Below are 19,630 nucleotides of genomic sequence, written 5' to 3'. Positions count from 1 at the left end.
AGCAAAAGTGTAAAAATTGTAATAACAAATAATTTTTTAACTTTAAATAGATTAATAGTTTTTGGTTACATTGTATTTAAACAATTTCATGTTGTGTTATTATTTATTTTTGCTTCTTGTTCTTGCTGTAATTTATACCCTGCTGCTTTTTCTTCTATATAGTTAAAAAAGAAATAACAAAAAGTTAAAAAACTAGTGAGAATAATAGCAAATGTTATTAATATTAACTTAAGCTCTTTCCTTGCATTGTGAGCTTTTAAACGCTTTTCCTCCTCTTCATCTATTATTCACTCAAAGGTTAAAGTTTCTTCTTCTTTATTTTCCATATTTTAACTCTTATAAATTAAATTATATTATGAATGACAGAGTTTAATTATCATTTTTAAGAAAAGTAATCTATAAAGTAATTAAAATAAGTCAATGACTATAATTATTTAGAGTTGAAAAGATTATCATTACGCGGGAATGACATCGGAAGGCTAAATTACAGCATAAAACAACTGCTTTTAATCTTAATTTTTATATTCCAGGATAAGCTATAGTATGCTAAGATATTACTTTTAAAAATAAGTGATTATCAGTGTCAAAATTTTCTTTTAATATTCATCATCAGCATAAAAAAGCTAGAAGCGGTATTATCGTAACCGCACACGGTGAGATGCGTACACCCGCTTTTATGCCAGTTGGAACTAGAGGAACGGTTAAGGCAATGCTACCTGAATCGGTAGCAGAAACGGGGGCGGATATATTGCTTGGCAATACTTACCACTTAATGCTTCAGCCGACTGCCGAACGTATAGTACAGCTTGGTGGCTTACATAAATTCATGAATTGGGATAAGCCGATATTAACCGATTCTGGCGGTTTTCAGGTAATGTCGCTATCGAAGTTATGCAAGATAACCGAAGAGGGAGTAAGTTTCAGCTCTCATATTAACGGCGATAAATATATGTTAACTCCTGAGCGTTCTACCGAAATACAATATCTGCTCGGTAGCACAATCACTATGGCTTTTGATGAATGTACGCCTTACCCTGCAACCTTTGAAGAAGCTAAAACTTCTATGCAGCTTACGACTAGATGGGCGAATAGATCACGTAATGCTTTTGTTAAGCGGGAAGGCTATGCACAATTCGGTATTATTCAAGGTAGCGTTTACGAAGAATTACGTGAGCAATCGGCTAAGGATCTAGTAGAACTTGATTTTGAGGGTTATGCTATAGGTGGACTTGCAGTAGGTGAGGGGCAGGAGCTTATGTTTAAAGTACTTGATTATGCTCCTGAGTTTCTGCCGCAAAATAAGCCGCGTTATTTAATGGGAGTCGGTAAGCCTGTTGATATTATAGGTGCGGTTAGCAGGGGTATAGATATGTTTGACTGTGTAATCCCGACACGCTCAGGTCGCAACGGTCAGGCTTTTACGAAATACGGTACGGTAAATATCCGCAATAGCAAATATGCCGATGATAACAAGCCGCTAGAACATGATTGCCTATGTCCTGCTTGTAGAAACTATAGTAAAGCTTATCTACATCATTTAGTTAGAATCGGTGAAATACTTGGCTCTATGCTAATGACATGGCATAATTTAACATATTTCCAAAATCTCATGAGCCGTATTAGAGCATATATTAAACTAGGTAAAGATTTTGATTTTGATTCTTAAAGTGACTAGTTATAAAACATGCCTTATTACATGTAAACGTACTTAAGTGTGTTATGTTATGAAAAAAGTTTGTGCAGATCACACTTCAGTGATTGTAACTAGACAAAAACAAAAACCGGTGGTTATTATGTCGCTTGAAGATCATAATGCTATGGAGGAAACTATACTTGTTAAAAAGTCCTAAAAATGCTGAAAGACTAAAACGAGCAATTAGCGATTTTGAAGAAAATAAAAATTTTAGGAATTGGATTTGATTGTAAATTAAAATAAAAGTATGAACTACTAATGCAAAATATTGATTTAATATCTGAAGAGGAAGCACAAAAATTACTAGAAGAACTCGCTGATAAAATTGCAGCGTATAACCATGCTTATTATATAGAAGATAATCCTTTAGTTTCTGATAGCGAGTATGATCAGCTATTTAATACCAATCTCAAGTTAGAACAAAAATTTCCTCATTTAATTTTAGAAAATAGTCCTAGCAAAAAAGTAGGGGCTAAAATAGCAAATAAATTTGCTAAAGTTACGCATCAAGTGCCCATGCTATCTCTCAGTAATGCTTTTGATGAGCAAGATGTGAGAGATTTTGTAGACCGTATAAAAATTTTCTTACGCCTTAATGAGTTTGCTCCTATCTTTTGTGAACCTAAAATAGACGGTTTGTCTTTTTCTGCTGTTTATAAACACGGGGTGCTTACAACGGGAGCTACAAGAGGTGACGGATATGTCGGTGAAGATATAACAGCAAATATTAAAACAATCAAAAATTTTCCTCATAAAATAGATAATGTTCCGGAGTTTTTAGAAGTACGAGGGGAAATTTATATTGAAAAACAAGATTTTTTTAAATCTAAATAAAGAACAAGAAGAGCAGGGCAAGGATAAATTTGCCAATCCTCGTAATGCTGCTGCCGGATCACTTCGTCAGCTTGATTCTTCTATTACGGCTAAAAGACCGCTCAAATATTTTGTATATTCAGGAGGGGTAACTGAACAGAATCTCGCTTCTTCACAAGATCAATTACTTACAAAATTAAAAGAATGCGGCTTTAACATTAATGAAATATCTAAACTTGCGAGTTCTGAAGAAGAAATTTTCGCCTTTTACGAATATCTCAAAACAAATAGAGAAAATTTACCTTATGAAATTGATGGAGTAGTATATAAGCTAAATGATTTTGCACTGCAAAATAGAATGGGCTTTATTGCACGAAGTCCACGCTTTGCTACCGCTCATAAATTTCCTGCAATAATAGGACAAACAAAGTTACTTTCTATTACTGTACAGGTCGGTAGAACTGGTACGTTAACGCCGGTAGCCGAACTTGAACCCATAGAAATAGGCGGGGTAACTGTTAGCAGAGCAACATTACATAATTTCCAAGAAATTGCACGAAAAGATTTGCGGATTAAGGATTATGTATTCCTGCAACGTGCTGGTGATGTTATTCCTAAAATCATGGGAGTTGATTTTGATAAACGTCCTAATGATACAGAAACGTTTGATACTCCTTTATTTTGTCTGTCATGCAATTCTAAATTGCATTATACGCCTGAAGATATTATTATACGCTGTGATAATGGCCTTAACTGCCCTGCTCAGAATTATGAGCGTATCCGTCATTTTGTATCGAAAAATGCTATGGATATTGAGGGGCTTGGGCGTAAGCAAGTTGAGTTTTTAATAGATAAGGGATTGATTAGTAATCCTTTAGATATTTTCTTTTTAAAAGAAAAAAATGACTCTAGCTTAGCAAAACTTGAAAATATGGATGGATGGGGTAAAAAATCAGTAGAAAATCTTTTTAAAAATATAGAAAAATCAAAAAACGTTAGTTTGCCAAGATTTATATATGCATTAGGCATAAGGCATATCGGTGAACAAAATGCTAAATTACTTGCTAGAGAATTTGGCAGCTATAATAATTTTATAGCTCAAATGGAATTGCTTAGAACAAATGAGCCTGATATTTATCAAAAACTAAACAATTTAGAAGGAATCGGTGATAAGATTTTAGTAGATATTATTGATTTTTTTGATGTTAAAGAAAATATTGAGCTTATCAAAAAACTTGGTGAAATATTAAATATTGAAGATTATAAAGAGACTAGAGAACAGAGTAGTTTAACGGACAAGATAGTCGTATTTACCGGTAGTTTACCGACGATATCTAGAGCAGAAGCTAAAGCAACGGCTGAGAAGCTTGGGGCTAAAGTTGCAGTTGGCGTATCATCGAACACGGATTTAGTTGTAGCCGGCGTTGATGCAGGCAGTAAACTTAAAAAAGCTAAAGAGCTTAATATTAAAATTATTGATGAAGAAGAATGGCTTACGCTTATAAAAAATGTTTAAAGCAAGGCATTGCTAACTAAATAGTAAATAAAAAACTCGATGTCATTTCCACGAAAGCGGGAATGACATCGGAAAGCTAAACTACACTATAAAACAACTTTTTCTAGGCAATGCTAAACTTTTTGACAAAGATAGAACAGTTATTACAAAACATATTAATAAAATTCTAAAAGAAAGAAAACTAGACAATATAGTATGTGCAAAATTTGCACATACTGCCGCTGATGGTAAAACATACCAAGTAGAATACTATAATTTAGATATGATAATATCAGTAGGATATAGGGTAAATTCTAAGAGAGGGATCGCTTTCAGAAAATGGGCTACTAACTTACTTAAAGAATGTCTAATTTAAAGGCTATAGTATTAATCTACACTGCTTTTACGAAAGATTGCACAGTAAAATTATACTATGATATAATATATAATTACTGTAGCTAAATTAGACGAGATGCCTAAATCTATTAATACGAGAAGCCATTAAAAATTATTTACGTGAACTAAAAGAAGATAGAGAAGATGCAGAAACTGCTTTAGCAAGAAGCAATAATAAAAGTGATAAATTACTTACTTCAGCAGAAGCAACGGAATTCTTAAAAAAGAAATATGGTTTATAAAGTATATGCTCTATGTCATTCCCGCGAAAGCGGGAATGACATAGAGCCATACGTGCGAGTTGGTCATAGAAGTGAAATTTATGATTAATTTAAAATGAACTATCGTCATATTTATCATGCAGGCAATTTTGCCGATATAGTCAAACATTTAGTCCTAATTAGTATTTTAGAACAGCTCAAGAAAAAAGAAAAACCTTTTGCGGTTTTAGATGCTTTTACTGGGCTAGGTCTTTACGATTTAAACTCGGAGGCGGCTTCTAAAACTCTAGAAAGCGATACGGAATTAATAAATTACTGCAAGCTACCGATCCTATTCCTCAGCTCTTACAAACTTTTTTAAATATAATAAATATAGCAGGCAAAAGTCACTACCCAGGTTCACCTTTTATAATTAAGCAATTATTAAGACCAAATGATCGCTTAATTGCCTGCGAACTTCATCCAAGCGATTATTTAAGTTTAAAAAAATTATTACCAAATGATACGCATAATATATATGCTTATAATGCTATCAAAGCTTTGCTACCATTTAAAGAGAATAGAGGATTAATTTTTCTTGATCCGCCTTTTGAAGTAAAAAATGAGTTTCAAAAATTACTTGAAGCACTTAAAAAAATTAAGCTACGAGTTCTTAATAATACTGTCTTAATTTGGTAACCTATAAAAGATTTATCTTTAGTCCGTGATGTTTACCATAATTACAAATATATCGGATTTAAAGAAACTATGATTATTGAATATGAGCTTTTAAATAGTGATAAAAATATGGTAAAGTGTGGGTTAATGTTAATTAACCCCCTAAGATATAGAGGAGAATTAGAGAAATTAACAGAATATTTTAGTGGCACTCTTAATTTGAAATTTACATACATTTATCTTTAATGTCTTTTAAAAAATATATCTTTTTACTGTTTATAGTTTTTCTTGTTCCAAGGTTGTAGCAGTATTAAAAATCTAGTGATACTACGTTACTTGCTACTACTTCATCTCAATTAAAAACAAAAATATAAAATCAGCCATGCGGATTTAGTAGTACAGTATGATTTAACAAACAAAAATAGCAAATGTATATATGCAAAAAACTTAGGTCTAATAATTAATAACCCTAAACAAAATAAGATTTTTTTTTACACAAATTACATAATAAAAACCTGGCAGAATTTAATGAAGCAGCCGAAATAAAAATAGCTAATATAAAGGCAGTTGTAACGAAACTACATTCAAAATATAAGTTTCTCTCTAAACAGGAAGCTAGCTATTTTGCAAAAAAACAAACTCATAGGAATAATATCTCAGAATTAAACCAAGCTTGATAAAATAATTAGTACAATACCACTTATGATGCCGGAATATGAGCCGAAAATTACTAGTCATTACGGAACTAGGACAAGTCCTCATAAAAAGAAAAGAAAAAAGAAATGTTTCCATAGCGGTATTGATTTACAAGCTAAAAAAGCAGCACCGATATATGTAGCAGCAAGCGGAATTGTTATAAAAGCCGCTAGAGCACCTGATTACGGGGAATTTTGTTGAGATTAAAACATGGACGCAAATTTGTTACGAAATATGCTCATTTAAAAGAAATGTCAGTCAAGGAAGGAAATAAAATTAAGCGTGGTCAATTTATCGGTATACAAGGAAGCACTGGTAATGCAACGGGTGAACATTTGCATTTTGAAATTCTGTTAGATAATAAAGCAATCAATCCGTTTGACTTTATTTTTAACTACCATAAATGTTAAACTATGATCAAACTTTTATATCCTGGAATTTTGGCAGAAGCGAAATATTATAGCTTATTTGCTTTTGCCTATAAGCGTGATATATCAATTTTTAGGCTATTTACGAGCTAGTTTAGCACGGTCCTATTATGTTGCCTGCTAAAGTTATTTGTGTCGGTAATTGTAGCGTAGGAGGTACGGGTTAAGACGCAGATAGTAATGTATCTAGCCAAATTACTAAAAGCTAGAAATGTAAGTTTTTGTAATAGTAACTAAGGCTTATGGTAGTAACCTTAAAAGTGCAACTACCATACATCAAGGACATACAGCATTAGAGGTAGGAGATGAGGGGGTAATACTTGCAAAGTACGGAGCAGTTATTGCTACTAAAAATATTAAAGAGATTGTGCCGTTACTTAACGAGCTTAAACCTGATATAATAATAGTTGATGATTTCCTACAAAATCCTTATTTTCATAAAGACTTTACTATAGTCTCAGTAGATAGCCAAAGGCTTTTCGGCAACGGTTTTCTAATTCCTGCTGGTCCTTTAAGACAATATCCAAATAAAGTCCTTGATGCAGCTGATTTAATTTTTTTAGTCAGTAGCCACCAAGATAAAAATACCAAATATTTTAACTCCTTATGTCAATAAGTTAATAAATGCTCAAATAGTTCCTTCAAATAATATAGATAAAACTAAAAATTATTTTGCTTTTAGCGGTATCGGTAATCCTGAGCGTTTCTTTGCGACTTTTAAAAAATTACGGATTAAATATAACCGGTTACAAAATTTTTCCTGATCATTATAATTATTTACAAGCAGATTTAGAAAATTTATATTCATTAGCTAAAGAGCATAATGCTACCTTAGTTACTACAAGAAAAGATCATGTTAAGTTTAATGATTTAAATAATAATATTGTCTGTCTAGATGTAGAATTATCTATAAACCATCCTGATTTATTAAATGAAAAAATTTTTAAAAAAGCTTAGATATTTAATTGAGTATTTTATCGTTGTTATATTCCTGAAAGTAATAGGAATATTCGGTGTAGATAAAGCGGCGGATATTTGTAGTTTTATAGCAAGAAAAGTCGGTATATTATTTGCTGTTAATAAAATTGCTAGACGAAATATTAAAGTAGTATTCGGCGATATGTGTGATGTTGAAACAATCATAGATCAAACTTGGGATAATTTTGGTAGTTTATCGGTGAATTTACATGTGTTAGCAAGATGGATGAAGCCGAGTTAGAGCGTAGAATCGCAATAATCGGCATAGAAAATATTAAAAAACTTGAAGGACAACCTTTTTTATTATTTGGCGGTCACTTTGCCAATTGGGATATTAGTATTAAGATTCTTCATAAATTTTTATCCGAAAGTTGCCGTAATTTATCGTAAAGCAAATAACCCGTATGTTAACAAGTTGGTTAATGAAAGTCGTGCCGGTGATAAATTAAGACTTATACCGAAAGGTCCTGAAGGTAGCAGAGCTTTAGTCAGGGCTATCAAGGAGAGTGAATCTATTGTTATGCTTGTTGATCAAAAAATGAACGATGGAATTGAAGTGCCTTTTTTAGGGCATCCTGCTATGACTGCAAGCGCCATCGCTAAAATTGCTTTGCAGTATAAATATCAATTAATACCTTGCCAAATCATTAGAACTAAAGGCAGTTATTTTAAAATAATAGTTCACCCGCAATTAAAGTTTGAGCAAACCGGCGATAATAAAGCCGATTGCTATAATATTATGCTTAATATTAATCAAATGCTAGGAGAATGGGTTAAGCAAAATCCTGCTCAATGGTTTTGGTTTCACAATAGATGGAAGAAATGAAACGTCATTGCGAGCAGCCGTAGGCTGCGTGGCAATCTCGTCAAATATCCTGAGATTGCTTCGTCAATTGCTATGCAATTTCCTCGCAATGACAAAAAAATGAGCCACGGTATGACATTTTAAGAAAGCATAGTCCGTTAATTTCTCAAGTACTTCTTGAGCGTGATTTTTAGCATTTACCGACCGCCAAATATGCATAACTATGCCTTCCTTATCAAGTAAAAACGTAGCTCTAATCAATACCCATATATTTTTTACCGAACATTGATTTTTCTATCCATACCCCTAGTTGTTCGCATAAATTTGGAATTTGCATCAGAGGCTAAATCAAATCCTAAAACTATATTTTTCTTTAAATTTATCATGAGAGTCAAGCTTATCTTTGGATACTCCGATAATTACCGTATTAAGTTTATCGAATTCCGGTTTTAGCTTGTTAAAATCTTGTGCTTCAATAGTACATCCAGGTGTATCGTCTTTCGGATAAAAATATAATATTACGAATTTTCCTTTTAAATCCGATAGTTTAATTACGTTATCTTGACCTATGTGTAAAGATAAATCAGGAAGTTTTTTTCCTAGTTCTAATGTCATAACACCCTCAAATTTATTTGATATAATAACTATATATTCAATATGTACTTTATTGAATATATAGTTATTATATCAAATAAATTTAAAATTGCTTTTTATAATTATATTATTTATGATACCGGTATATAATATTTAAGTTTAATTTTTATTAAACTATTTCAATAAAGAGGTTTTATAAGCACTATAAGTGAAGCACTTGAAGAATTACATTTAAATCTTAAGGACTCTGCTAAAATTATTACTGTCGATTTTAATAAAAAATGTCATGAAGTAGCAGATAAATTATCCGTCAAAATTAATGATTTAGAGGAATATGCTAAGGATAGTAAAGACCATTCTTTAGAAACTATAAAAGCGCAATATAAAAATTTTAACGAAAGAGTTACAGGATTATCAGAAAATTAAAGATGATAAAGTGGAAGAATATAGACAGACTCTTGTGAAAAAACTTGATGATTTAAGTAAGAAAGTTGAACAATATAATAATAAACATAAATAATTGGTGAATATAATGAAAAAATTTTTAATAACATTAGGTGCTACCGCTACTTTATTATTAACACCTAGTATTTTTGCAGCTTTGCCTACCAAGGATGAAACAAAAGCAAATGAAGTGCAAACCGCAGAAGTAGCTACAAGCAGTACAAAAACAATTACCGAAAACTTACAGGAATTAAAAGACAATTTAACGAACCTAGCACAAACGGGAGCCGATAAATTTAATCAGACCTTAAGCAATACTTATGATCAGATAGCCCAAAGCGTTACAGAGATAAAAAAGAATGTGAAAGATCAGAAAGATAAAAAAGGTGAAGAACTGCAAAAATCTATAGATGCTGTAAAAGCAAAAATGGAAGCTTATAAAAAAGCAGGCAGCAAGAAGCAAGAAAAAATACGTCAGCACCTAGTGGATAAATTAGAAGAGCTAAATAAAAATATTAACGAATATAATAACGATAAAGAAAAAGCAAATTCGTAATTTTTTAATGTCATTGCGAGGAGATGCGTAGCATCGACGCGGCAATCTCATAAAGTAGGATCAACTTCTGAGATTGCTTCGTCGAAACTTATAGTTTCTCCTCGCAATGACTGCAGACAATATACCCTTAAAAACCGGTATTATTTATGACTATTACCAAAGCAAAAATTGCAGCTATGTTAAGCTCTAAATTGGGTTTTTCAAATAATTTATGCGAGGAAATAGTTCATACGGTTTTTTCTAATATTTTAGAAATAGCAAAAGAGCAAAAATTAACTTTAAAGAATTTTGGTAGCTTTGAGGTGAAACAAAAAAATCCACGTCCCGGAATAAATTTTCATACCAAAGCACCGGTAATTATAGAATCAAAAAAGCATTTACGTTTTGTCCCTTCTTCTAAATTAAAAGCTTTAATTAATGAATCTACTCGATGAACTTCGTTATAATTTGTTGGCTTGTTGTATGTCTCGGAAAATGCTTTTTATGTCATTCCCGCGAAAGCAGGAATCCAGTAAAACCTATAAAAAACTTGTTTTTTTAGGTTTATTGTGTCAATAATGTGTATCAATAGTAAGGTTATTTTTGGGACTCCCGCCTACGTGGGAATGACATAAAACGAGCCATGCAACAAAATCTGTATTCGGAGTATATGACAAACAATAAGCTAACAAAAAAATATTATTCTGCTAGTGAAGTGATTAAGCATTTAAATATTGCTTTACATCAATTAAGATATCTAGAGACAAAAAAACCTGATTTATCTAATTATAAAATAAATAATAGAAAATATTATACTGCTAATGATATTGATCTACTCCAAAAATCTTTAAATAAAGATATTACATCTCTTTCTACCGCTAGAATCGATATATTACTTACCAATTTCCATAATTTGTCTCTTCAAATAAAAAAAATTCTTGCCGATTCCTCGATGACGTGCGTATAGTACTTGTCATATCACGTTTTAAAGAAAAGAAAGGAACATATTATGACAATAAGACAAATGGTAAAGCCAGTAATTATAGGTATATCTGGTCCTGAATTAACCGATGCCGAAAGAGAATTATTTGAAGAGCATAATCCTTTAGGTGTAGTTTTATTCCGTCGTAATATTAGAAAGAATGATAACGGTGCGCAGGCTAAAGAAGCCCTTATTAAGCTTATTGCAGATATAAAAGAAGTATTAGGGGAAAATACTATCATCTCTATAGATCAAGAAGGCGGTAGGGTACAAAGGCTTATAGCACCGACTTTTTATGACGCTCCGGCTGCTCAAACTTTTACTGATCCCCAAGCATGTAAACAAAATTATAGTGATATTGCGAAAGAGCTGAGAGAAGTAGGCATTAATCTAGATTTTGCACCGGTAGCGGATTTGCTCCACGAAGGAGCAGACAAGATAGTCGGCGATAGAAGTTTCGGCGGGGAGCCGGAAGTAGTCGTGCCTTTATGTTTAGCTGCTATAGACGGATTACAAGAAGAGAAAGTCGGGGCTTGTATAAAACATATTCCGGGCCATGGTAGAGCTACGGTGGATAGCCATAAAAAATTACCGATTGTCGATGTTGATATAGAAGAGTTAGCAAAAACAGACTTTAAAGTATTTAAGGAGCTCGGGAAGCACGATAATATTAAACTTGCTATGACGGCACATATAATTTATAAAGCTCTTGATCCTGAGAATCCTGCCACCCTATCAAAAAAAGTGATAGACTATATTAAAAATAATATCGGCTTTAAAGGGCTTATTATTTCCGATGCAATAGATATGAAAGCTTTAAGCGGTAGTATGGCAGATATGACCAAAGAAGTTTTAGATGCAGGCGTAGATATAGTGCTTGAATGTACCGGAGAATTTAACAAAATGTCTGAAGTTCTATGTAGTGTGTCGGAAAGTTCTATAGATAAATTTTCTGACTTGTTTATTGCGTAAGGCTATTATTCATTTAATGTCGTACCGCGGCTCGACCGCGGTATCTTAGGACACAGTCTGTGATGTAAGATCCCGTGGTCATAAAGCCACGGGATGACAACAGAACTGCACAACGGCAGGTATTTAGCCGTAAAATGGCTATTAAGGAACTTATCCAATTAATCTAAGTTAAAATTAATTAAACAATTATATTGAAAAAATTTATTTTTACTATTAATCTGTTTTTTAATTTTTAGTTAAAGAATTAATTTTATAAATTACTTGAATAGTGTTATGAACAGTCTTGTGGATTTAAGTTCTAAAAGCTATAGGTAATATTTACTAAGAATAGAGATATAGAGAATTTTAGGTAGCAGGAGGGGATTTGATTTGTGATATTATTAATCTGCTTAAAGAAGATTTAAATAAAGCAGATATAGAAAATGAGATATATATGCGTCTTAAAGAACCTTATTCTGTTTTAAAAAAGATGAAAAGGAAAGAAGTGCCGATTGATGCATTGAAAGACTTAATTGCATGTAGGATTATAGTTAAATCTAAAGCTCTATGCTATAATGCTTTGGACGTAGTTAAGAGTTCTCCGCATTTAGATTGGTTATACACCAAAGATTATATCAATAGACCAAAAAGTAACGGCTATCAGTCTCTTCATAATATAGTGCAGCTTTTACACTCTAAACGTAATTTTGAAATACAGATAAGAAGTGAAAATATGCATAAAGATGCCGAGCTTGGTAGAGCAGCTCATTTAAATTATAAAGAAGAACAAGACCGTCATTTGCAAAAAGTTTTTGACGTTACTAATGACACGATACTTTCTAAAGCACGTCAAATGGTGAAACAATTTGAAGGATTCGAAGAGCAAATTGTAGAATATGAAAAAGAAATTATGCTTATTTGGCATACTAAATACGACGAAATGCTAAAATGGGCAAATACTGCTGAAGTGCTAATATTTAACAAAGATTAGGGGGATAATTAGTTCGTCATCCCGTGACTTGACCACGGGATCCAGTGCTTGGTGTCATACTGCGAGCTTGTAGCGGTATCCATCTAAAAAAATCAAAAATGTATACTTATTAAGTTATTTTTTTTGGATCCCGCGGTCAAGCCACGGGATGACACTGATAAGGCATAACGCCAATGTGGTAAAAATATAACATTTAAATATAACATTTATTAAAACTTTATAAAAAAACTATAGCGATGCTTGTAATTATATACAATATATAGTATGCTCAGCTCGTAGTTTAGAAACTATTGAAACAAAATATTAGGTTATTTCCTTATCAAATGTGGGATATCTTGACTCACGTTTGATTGTTTTAATACTAGGTACTAAATTTTAACTTAAATATAGGACAAAAATTATGGCTCAAAAACCAAATTTTCTAAAAAAATTAATTTCCGCAGGGTTGGTAACTGCTTCTACAGCTACCATAGTAGCCAGTTTTGCAGGTTCAGCTATGGGTGCTGCTATACAGCAGAATAGAACAACAAACGCAGATGCTACAACTGTTGATGGTGCGGGATTTGACCAAACTGCAGTTCCTGCAAATGTTGCAGTTCCTCTAAATGCAGTTATTACTGCTGCTGCTCATAAGGGTATTAATTTAAATACTCCAGCCGGTAGTTTTAACGGTTTGTTTTTAAATACTGCAAACAATTTAGCAGTGACAGTGAGTGAAGATACTACCTTAGGGTTCATCACTCGTGCTGTTAATAACGCTAACTTCTTTAACCTTACGCTTAATGCCGGTAAAACTCTTACTATAACAGGTCAAGGTATTACTAATGTACAAGCTGCTGCTACAAAAAATGCTCAAAATGTTGTTGTACAAGTTAATAATGGTGCTGCTATTGAAAATAATGATCTTCAAGGTGTAGGAGAAATAGACTTCGGTGCTGCGGCTTCTACATTAGTATTTAATTTAGCAAATCCTACAACTCAAAAAGCTCCTCTTATACTTGGAGATAATGCTACAATACTTAATGGTGCTAACGGTACATTAAATGTTACTAATGGATTTATTAAAGTTTCAAGTAAAAGTTTTGCTACTGTTAATGCAATTAATATCGGTGACGGTCAAGGTATCATATTCAATACTGATGCTAATAATGCTAATGCTTTAAATTTACAAGCAGGTGGTACTACTATTAATTTTAATGGAACAGACGGTACGGGTAGATTAGTATTGTTAAGTAAGAATGCTGCTGCTACCGACTTTAACGTTACAGGAAGTTTAGGCGGTAATCTAAAAGGTATTATTGAATTTAACACTGTTGCAGTAGACGGTCAACTTAAAGCTAATGCAGGCCCTGCTAATGCAGTAATAGGTACTAATAATGGCGCAGGTAGAGCTGCAGGATTTGTTGTTAGCGTAGATAATGGTAAGGTAGCAACAATCGATGGACAAGTTTATGCTAAAGACATGGTTATACAAAGTGCTAATGCAGTTGGACAAGTAAATTTTAGACACATAGTTGACGTTGGTACAGACGGTACTACTGCCTTTAAGACAGCAGCTTCTAAAGTTGCAATAACCCAAAACTCAAACTTTGGTACTACTGATTTCGGTAATCTTGCAGCACAGATTACAGTTCCTGATGCTATGACCCTTAAAGGTAATTTTACAGGTGATGCTAGCAATCCCGGTAACACTGCAGGTGTGATAACTTTTGATGCTAACGGTACTTTAGCAAGTGCTAGTGCAGATGCAAATGTTGCGGTGACAAATAATATTACAGCAATTGAAGCATCAGGTGCCGGAGTTGTCCAATTATCAGGAACACATGCTGCCGAGTTACGTTTAGGAAATGCCGGTTCTGTCTTTAAACTTGCTGACGGTACAGTTATAAACGGTAAAGTTAACCAAACTGCTCTTGTCGCCGGTGCTCTTGCAGCCGGTACTATTACCTTAGACGGTAGTGCTACAATTACCGGCGATATAGGGAATGCTGGCGGTGCTGCTGCGTTACAAGGTATTACTTTAGCTAACGATGCTACAAAAACATTAACACTTGGTGGAGCAAATATTATCGGTGCTAATGGTGGAACGATTGATTTCCAAGCTAACGGTGGTACTATTAAATTCACAAGCACTCAAAATAATATTGTAGTTGATTTTGATTTAGCTATAATTACTGATCAAACAGGCGTTGTTGATGCGAGTAGCCTAACAAATGCTCAAACTTTAACTATTAACGGTAAAATCGGTACTATTGGAGCTAATAATAAAACTCTTGGACAATTTAATATTGGCTCAAGTAAAACAGCTTTACGTGACGGTGATGTTGCTATTAACGAGTTAGTTATTGGAAATAACGGTGCAGTACAATTCGCTCATAATACTTATTTAATAACAAGAACTACAAATGCTGCCGGTCAAGGTAAAATAATATTTAATCCTGTTGTAAATAATAATACAACTCTTGCAGCCGGTACAAATTTAGGTAGTGCTACAAATCCACTTGCAGAAATTAATTTTGGATCTAAAGGGGTTAATGTTGATACTGTATTAAATGTTGGTGAAGGTGTAAATTTATATGCTACTAATATTACTACTACCGATGCTAACGTAGGTTCTTTCATCTTTAATGCCGGTGGAATAAATATAGTAAGCGGTACAGTCGGTGGACAGCAAGGTAATAAGTTTAATACTGTAGCATTAGATAACGGTACTACTGTTAAGTTCTTAGGTAATGCAACATTTAACGGTAACACTACAATTGCAGCTAATTCTACCTTACAAATCGGTGGTAACTATACTGCAGACTTTGTTGCATCTGCCGATGGTACTGGTATATTAGAATTCGTTAACACCGGTCCTATTACCGTAACATTAAACAAACAAGCTGCACCTGTTAATGCTTTAAAACAAATAACGGTTTCTGGTCCCGGTAACGTAGTGATTAATGAGATAGGTAATGCAGGTAATTATCATGGTGCCGTGACTGATACGGTTGCTTTTGAAAATTCAAGTTTAGGTGCAGTTGTATTCTTACCTAGAGGCATTCCATTCAATGATGCAGGCAACATAATGCCTTTAACAATTAAAAGTACCGTAGGTAATAAAACAGCTACAGGTTTTAATGTTCCTAGCGTGATTGTTTCAGGTGTTGATAGTGTCATCGCTGACGGTCAAGTAATAGGTGATCAAAATAATATCGTAGGTCTAGGTCTTGGAAGCGATAACGATATAATCGTTAATGCTACTACATTATATGCAGGTATCGGTACTATAAACAATAATCAAGGTACTGTCACACTTAGCGGTGGTATTCCTAATATCCCTGGTACAGTTTATGGCTTAGGCACAGGTATTGGCGCTTCAAAGTTCAAGCAAGTAACGTTTACTACAGACTATAACAATTTAGGTAATATTATTGCAACTAACGCAACAATTAATGACGGTGTAACTGTTACTACAGGCGGTATAGCCGGAATAGGTTTTGACGGTAAAATTACTCTTGGAAGTGTTAACGGTAACGGTAATGTAAGATTTGTTGACGGTATATTGTCTAATTCTACAAGTATGATTGGTACTACTAAAGCTAATAATGGTACTGTAACTTATTTAGGTAATGCATTCGTCGGTAATATAGGTGATTCAGGTACTCCTGTAGCTTCTGTTAGATTTACAGGTAGTGATGGTGGTGCAGGATTACAAGGAAATATTTATTCACAAGTCATAGACTTTGGTACTTATAACTTAGGTATTTTAAATTCTAATGTAATTTTAGGCGGCGGTACTACTGCTATTAACGGTAAAATCAATCTTCTTACAAATACTTTAACATTTGCAAGTGGTACTTCAACATGGGGAAACAATACTTCTATTGAAACTACTTTAACATTAGCAAACGGTAATATAGGTAACATCGTTATTTTGGAAGGTGCGCAAGTTAATGCAACAACCACAGGAACTACAACCATTAAAGTACAAGATAATGCCAATGCAAATTTCAGTGGTACACAAACTTATACTTTAATCCAAGGTGGTGCTAGATTTAACGGTACTTTAGGAGGTCCCAACTTTGTTGTAACCGGAAGTAATCGTTTCGTAAATTATGGTTTAATACGTGCTGCTAACCAAGATTATGTAATAACACGTACTAACAATGCAGAAAACGTAGTTACTAATGATATCGCAAATAGTCCGTTTGGAGGTGCACCGGGTGTAGGTCAGAACGTTACAACATTTGTAAATGCAACTAATACTGCAGCATATAATAATCTTCTTTTAGCTAAAAATAGTGCTAATGCTGCTAACTTTGTTGGAGCTATCGTTACCGATACAAGTGCGGCCATAACTAATGCACAATTAGATGTAGCTAAAGATATCCAAGCTCAACTTGGTAACAGATTAGGTGCTCTTAGATATTTAGGTACTCCTGAAACTGCTGAAATGGCTGGACCTGAAGCTGGAGCAATACCGGCTGCGGTTGCTGCAGGTGACGAGGCTGTTGATAATGTAGCTTACGGTATATGGGCAAAACCTTTCTATACTGATACACATCAAAGTAAGAAAGGTGGTTTAGCTGGTTATAAAGCTAAAACCACCGGTGTCGTAATCGGTTTAGATACGCTAGCTAACGATAACTTAATGATCGGTGCTGCTATTGGTATCACTAAAACTGATATAAAACACCAAGATTATAAGAAAGGTGATAAAACCGACGTTAACGGTTTCTCATTCTCTCTATATGGTGCCCAGCAGCTTGTTAAGAACTTCTTTGCTCAAGGTAGTGCAATATTTAGCTTAAACCAAGTGAAGAACAAAAGTCAGCGTTACTTCTTCGATGCTAACGGTAATATGAGCAAGCAAATTGCTGCCGGTCATTACGATAACATGACATTCGGTGGTAACTTAACAGTCGGTTATGATTACAATGCAATGCAAGGTGTGTTAGTAACTCCAATGGCAGGACTTAGCTACTTAAAGTCTTCTGACGAAAACTACAAAGAAACCGGTACAACAGTTGCAAACAAGCAAGTTAACAGCAAATTTAGCGATAGAACCGATTTAATAGTAGGTGCTAAAGTAGCCGGCAGTACTATGAACATAACTGATCTTGCGGTATATCCGGAAGTTCACGCTTTTGTGGTTCACAAAGTAACCGGTAGATTATCTAAAACTCAGTCTGTATTAGACGGACAAGTTACTCCGTGTATCAGCCAGCCTGACAGAACCGCTAAAACATCTTATAATTTAGGTTTAAGTGCAAGCATAAGATCTGATGCTAAGATGGAGTACGGAATCGGTTACGATGCTCAGATTTCAAGTAAATATACTGCACATCAAGGTACTCTAAAAGTCCGTGTAAACTTCTAATCGCTCCCGATTAGCCGGTTTATAAGTTCCTCAAGAAAAAAGCCCTCTTTGAAAAAAGGGGGGCTTTGTTTGTTCTTTCTTCCCGCCTACATGCCTTGTTGCATGGCTCAAAACCTATTACATTCCCGCGTAGGCAGGGATCCAGAAAAAAGCGAGATAAATCGAGCTTTTAATTTTACAAACTTATTGTGTATAATCTTTAAATTACTGGAGTCCCGCTTTCGCGGGAAGGACATAAACGAGCCATACAACAACCCTTCGCCTATGCGAGAATGACATCACCTACTTTTCCACCCCGTGCAATACCTTCACTAACCTCAAATTTTATTGACTTCTAGTCGAAAAGATATAAATTTTTACAGCTAAGAATTTAAAATTAATAAATATTATGAAAAAAATATATATTAGTGATTATTATGCTTCTAATAAGCTGCAGTATATTTGCTCAAAGTCAAATATCCAATTTAGTTGTACCGGTTAGCTATTTTATAAATCATGTATCCCAATTGGAAAAACTAAAGGAAAATCTTAATAAATATAAGCAATCTAGTGTAGTAGGGGTAAGTGGTATGGGTAAAACGCAGCTTGCTAGAATGTACGCTTATGAAAATAAAGATAACTATAACATAATTTGGTTGATTGATTGTAATCTAAATATAGAGCCGCAATTACTCAAATTATCTAAAACTATTAATACCGAGGTAAAATCACCGGTGATTTCAGAAGATATGGCAGTGATGAAGAAAGATTTAATGGTTTATCTAGTAAGTAAGGATAAATGGTTATTGGTGTTTGATAATTTAGAAATAGGCGCGAATAAGAAAATAGAGGATTTTATTAATTGGGAGTATAAAGGTAATATTATATTTTGTACCCAAGACGATGAATTATTATCTAACATAATCAAAGCAAACGCTTTCACTAAGCCGGAAGCTGCATTACTTGCAACAAATATATTGGAAAATAAAAATCTGGAATTAATAAATTGTTTGACTCAAGCATTTGGAGGTTATCCGATTCTCATAGTTCAAGGAGCACAAATATTAAATCAAATACAAGGTTTAAACTTAGAGAAATACAAGAAAAAGATAAAAGCCTCTAAGGATAAAATTGAGCTAAATATAAAACTTGTTAGCAATGAATTAAAGCCTAGTGCCAAGAGATTACTAGATGGGATAGCATTGCTTAATAATCAAAGTGTTTCAAAAGAATTATTAAATTCTATTACTGAAGATAAGCATAGTCTAGATGATGATATTTATCAGTTTTCTAAATTTGCTTTGATCTCTAATATTGAACCTAATGAAGTTAATCCGATATTTGAAATGCATGATGGAAAAAATATTACAAAATATTACAAATAAATGGAGATAAAGGAAATAAAGAATATCTTAAACGTAGTGTTACTAATCTTTTTAAGTCTATGCCTAAAAGTTTAGTAAAGGGGCGTATTTTTAGAAATGCTAAAACTATACCGGATTAATTACAAAAAATGCAGAAAAATACGATATATCAATATATAAAATTTTAGAGTTATAAATTTATTAATACAATATGCTAATTCTTCCGACTTATATAACTCAAAA

At 33.4% G+C, this 19,630-nt stretch carries 12 protein-coding genes and 6 pseudogenes; 16 read left to right on the top strand and 2 right to left on the bottom strand.

All coding sequences use genetic code 11. The annotated features are described in order from the left end of the window. Positions 1-86: 86 nt before the first annotated feature. A complete protein-coding gene (locus ACSFFC_RS00980; protein ID WP_231283015.1) occupies positions 87-287 on the bottom strand; it encodes an RP671a family tick cell line-upregulated protein in 201 nt (66 codons plus the stop codon). Between the two features lie 293 nt (positions 288-580). Between ACSFFC_RS00980 and tgt the strand changes: the two genes are divergently transcribed. From tgt to ACSFFC_RS00935, 9 genes and pseudogenes are all read left to right on the top strand, one after another. Next, the gene (gene tgt / locus ACSFFC_RS00975; RefSeq protein ID WP_004997587.1) at positions 581-1,666 is read left to right on the top strand and encodes a tRNA guanosine(34) transglycosylase Tgt; all 1,086 of its coding nucleotides are present in this window, start codon (positions 581-583) and stop codon (positions 1,664-1,666) included. A 58-nt stretch (positions 1,667-1,724) separates the two neighbouring features. Next, positions 1,725-1,850 (top strand): type II toxin-antitoxin system Phd/YefM family antitoxin, encoded by a 126-nt coding sequence (locus ACSFFC_RS00970; protein WP_014364972.1) that lies wholly within the window; start codon positions 1,725-1,727, stop codon positions 1,848-1,850. 101 nt (positions 1,851-1,951) lie between these two features. Then, positions 1,952-4,022 (top strand): annotated as a pseudogene (ligA, locus tag ACSFFC_RS00965) (NAD-dependent DNA ligase LigA). 67 nt (positions 4,023-4,089) lie between these two features. Further along, on the top strand, positions 4,090-4,377 hold the full coding sequence (rhuM, locus tag ACSFFC_RS00960; RefSeq protein WP_331270847.1) for a RhuM family protein: 288 nt from the start codon (positions 4,090-4,092) through the stop codon (positions 4,375-4,377). 356 nt (positions 4,378-4,733) lie between these two features. Further along, a pseudogene (rlmJ, locus tag ACSFFC_RS00955) lies at positions 4,734-5,521 on the top strand (23S rRNA (adenine(2030)-N(6))-methyltransferase RlmJ). Next, a pseudogene (locus tag ACSFFC_RS00950) lies at positions 5,521-6,381 on the top strand (M23 family metallopeptidase). The pseudogenes rlmJ and ACSFFC_RS00950 overlap by 1 nt, the downstream one beginning before the upstream one ends. Before the next feature lie 3 nt (positions 6,382-6,384). Next, positions 6,385-7,356 (top strand): annotated as a pseudogene (lpxK, locus tag ACSFFC_RS00945) (tetraacyldisaccharide 4'-kinase). After that, positions 7,331-7,767, top strand: a pseudogene (locus tag ACSFFC_RS00940) (LpxL/LpxP family acyltransferase). Before lpxK ends, ACSFFC_RS00940 begins: the two co-directional pseudogenes overlap by 26 nt. Then, positions 7,661-8,203 (top strand): LpxL/LpxP family acyltransferase, encoded by a 543-nt coding sequence (locus tag ACSFFC_RS00935; protein ID WP_499217207.1) that lies wholly within the window; start codon positions 7,661-7,663, stop codon positions 8,201-8,203. The pseudogene ACSFFC_RS00940 and the gene ACSFFC_RS00935 overlap by 107 nt, the downstream one beginning before the upstream one ends. 119 nt (positions 8,204-8,322) lie before the next feature. Here ACSFFC_RS00935 and bcp read toward each other — a convergent pair. Next, positions 8,323-8,797: pseudogene (gene bcp, locus ACSFFC_RS00930) on the bottom strand (thioredoxin-dependent thiol peroxidase). A gap of 511 nt (positions 8,798-9,308) precedes the next feature. Here bcp and ACSFFC_RS00925 point away from each other — a divergent pair. The 7 genes from ACSFFC_RS00925 to ACSFFC_RS00895 all read left to right on the top strand — a co-directional run bounded on the left by ACSFFC_RS00925 (position 9,309) and on the right by ACSFFC_RS00895 (position 19,408). Further along, a complete protein-coding gene (locus ACSFFC_RS00925; RefSeq protein ID WP_014411005.1) occupies positions 9,309-9,776 on the top strand; it encodes a hypothetical protein in 468 nt (155 codons plus the stop codon). Positions 9,777-9,922: 146 nt separating this feature from the next. Further along, positions 9,923-10,210: an HU family DNA-binding protein gene (locus ACSFFC_RS00920; RefSeq protein ID WP_004997606.1), complete on the top strand. Its 288-nt coding sequence runs from the start codon at positions 9,923-9,925 to the stop codon at positions 10,208-10,210. 215 nt (positions 10,211-10,425) lie between these two features. Continuing rightward, complete coding sequence (locus tag ACSFFC_RS00915; protein ID WP_014411004.1) at positions 10,426-10,722, top strand: MerR family transcriptional regulator; 297 nt, start codon at positions 10,426-10,428, stop codon at positions 10,720-10,722. A 42-nt stretch (positions 10,723-10,764) separates the two neighbouring features. After that, positions 10,765-11,709 carry a beta-N-acetylhexosaminidase gene (nagZ, locus tag ACSFFC_RS00910; RefSeq protein ID WP_014411003.1) on the top strand — a complete coding sequence of 315 codons (945 nt, stop codon included), beginning with the start codon at positions 10,765-10,767 and terminating at the stop codon, positions 11,707-11,709. 364 nt (positions 11,710-12,073) lie between these two features. Next, entirely contained in the window at positions 12,074-12,679 is a 606-nt protein-coding gene (locus ACSFFC_RS00905) for a RelA/SpoT-related domain-containing protein (protein ID WP_045817003.1), read from the top strand. Positions 12,680-13,079: 400 nt separating this feature from the next. Continuing rightward, a complete protein-coding gene (ompB, locus tag ACSFFC_RS00900; RefSeq protein WP_014411002.1) occupies positions 13,080-18,044 on the top strand; it encodes an outer membrane protein OmpB in 4,965 nt (1,654 codons plus the stop codon). Positions 18,045-18,550: 506 nt separating this feature from the next. Beyond that, positions 18,551-19,408, top strand: coding sequence for a hypothetical protein (locus tag ACSFFC_RS00895; RefSeq protein WP_231282951.1), 858 nt, complete (start codon positions 18,551-18,553; stop codon positions 19,406-19,408). Positions 19,409-19,630 lie beyond the last annotated feature (222 nt).

Source organism: Rickettsia parkeri, from assembly GCF_051427245.1.
Lineage (GTDB): Bacteria > Pseudomonadota > Alphaproteobacteria > Rickettsiales > Rickettsiaceae > Rickettsia > Rickettsia rickettsii.
Note: the sequence above shows the minus strand (reverse complement) of the source record. Positions and strands in the feature narration are given on the sequence as shown.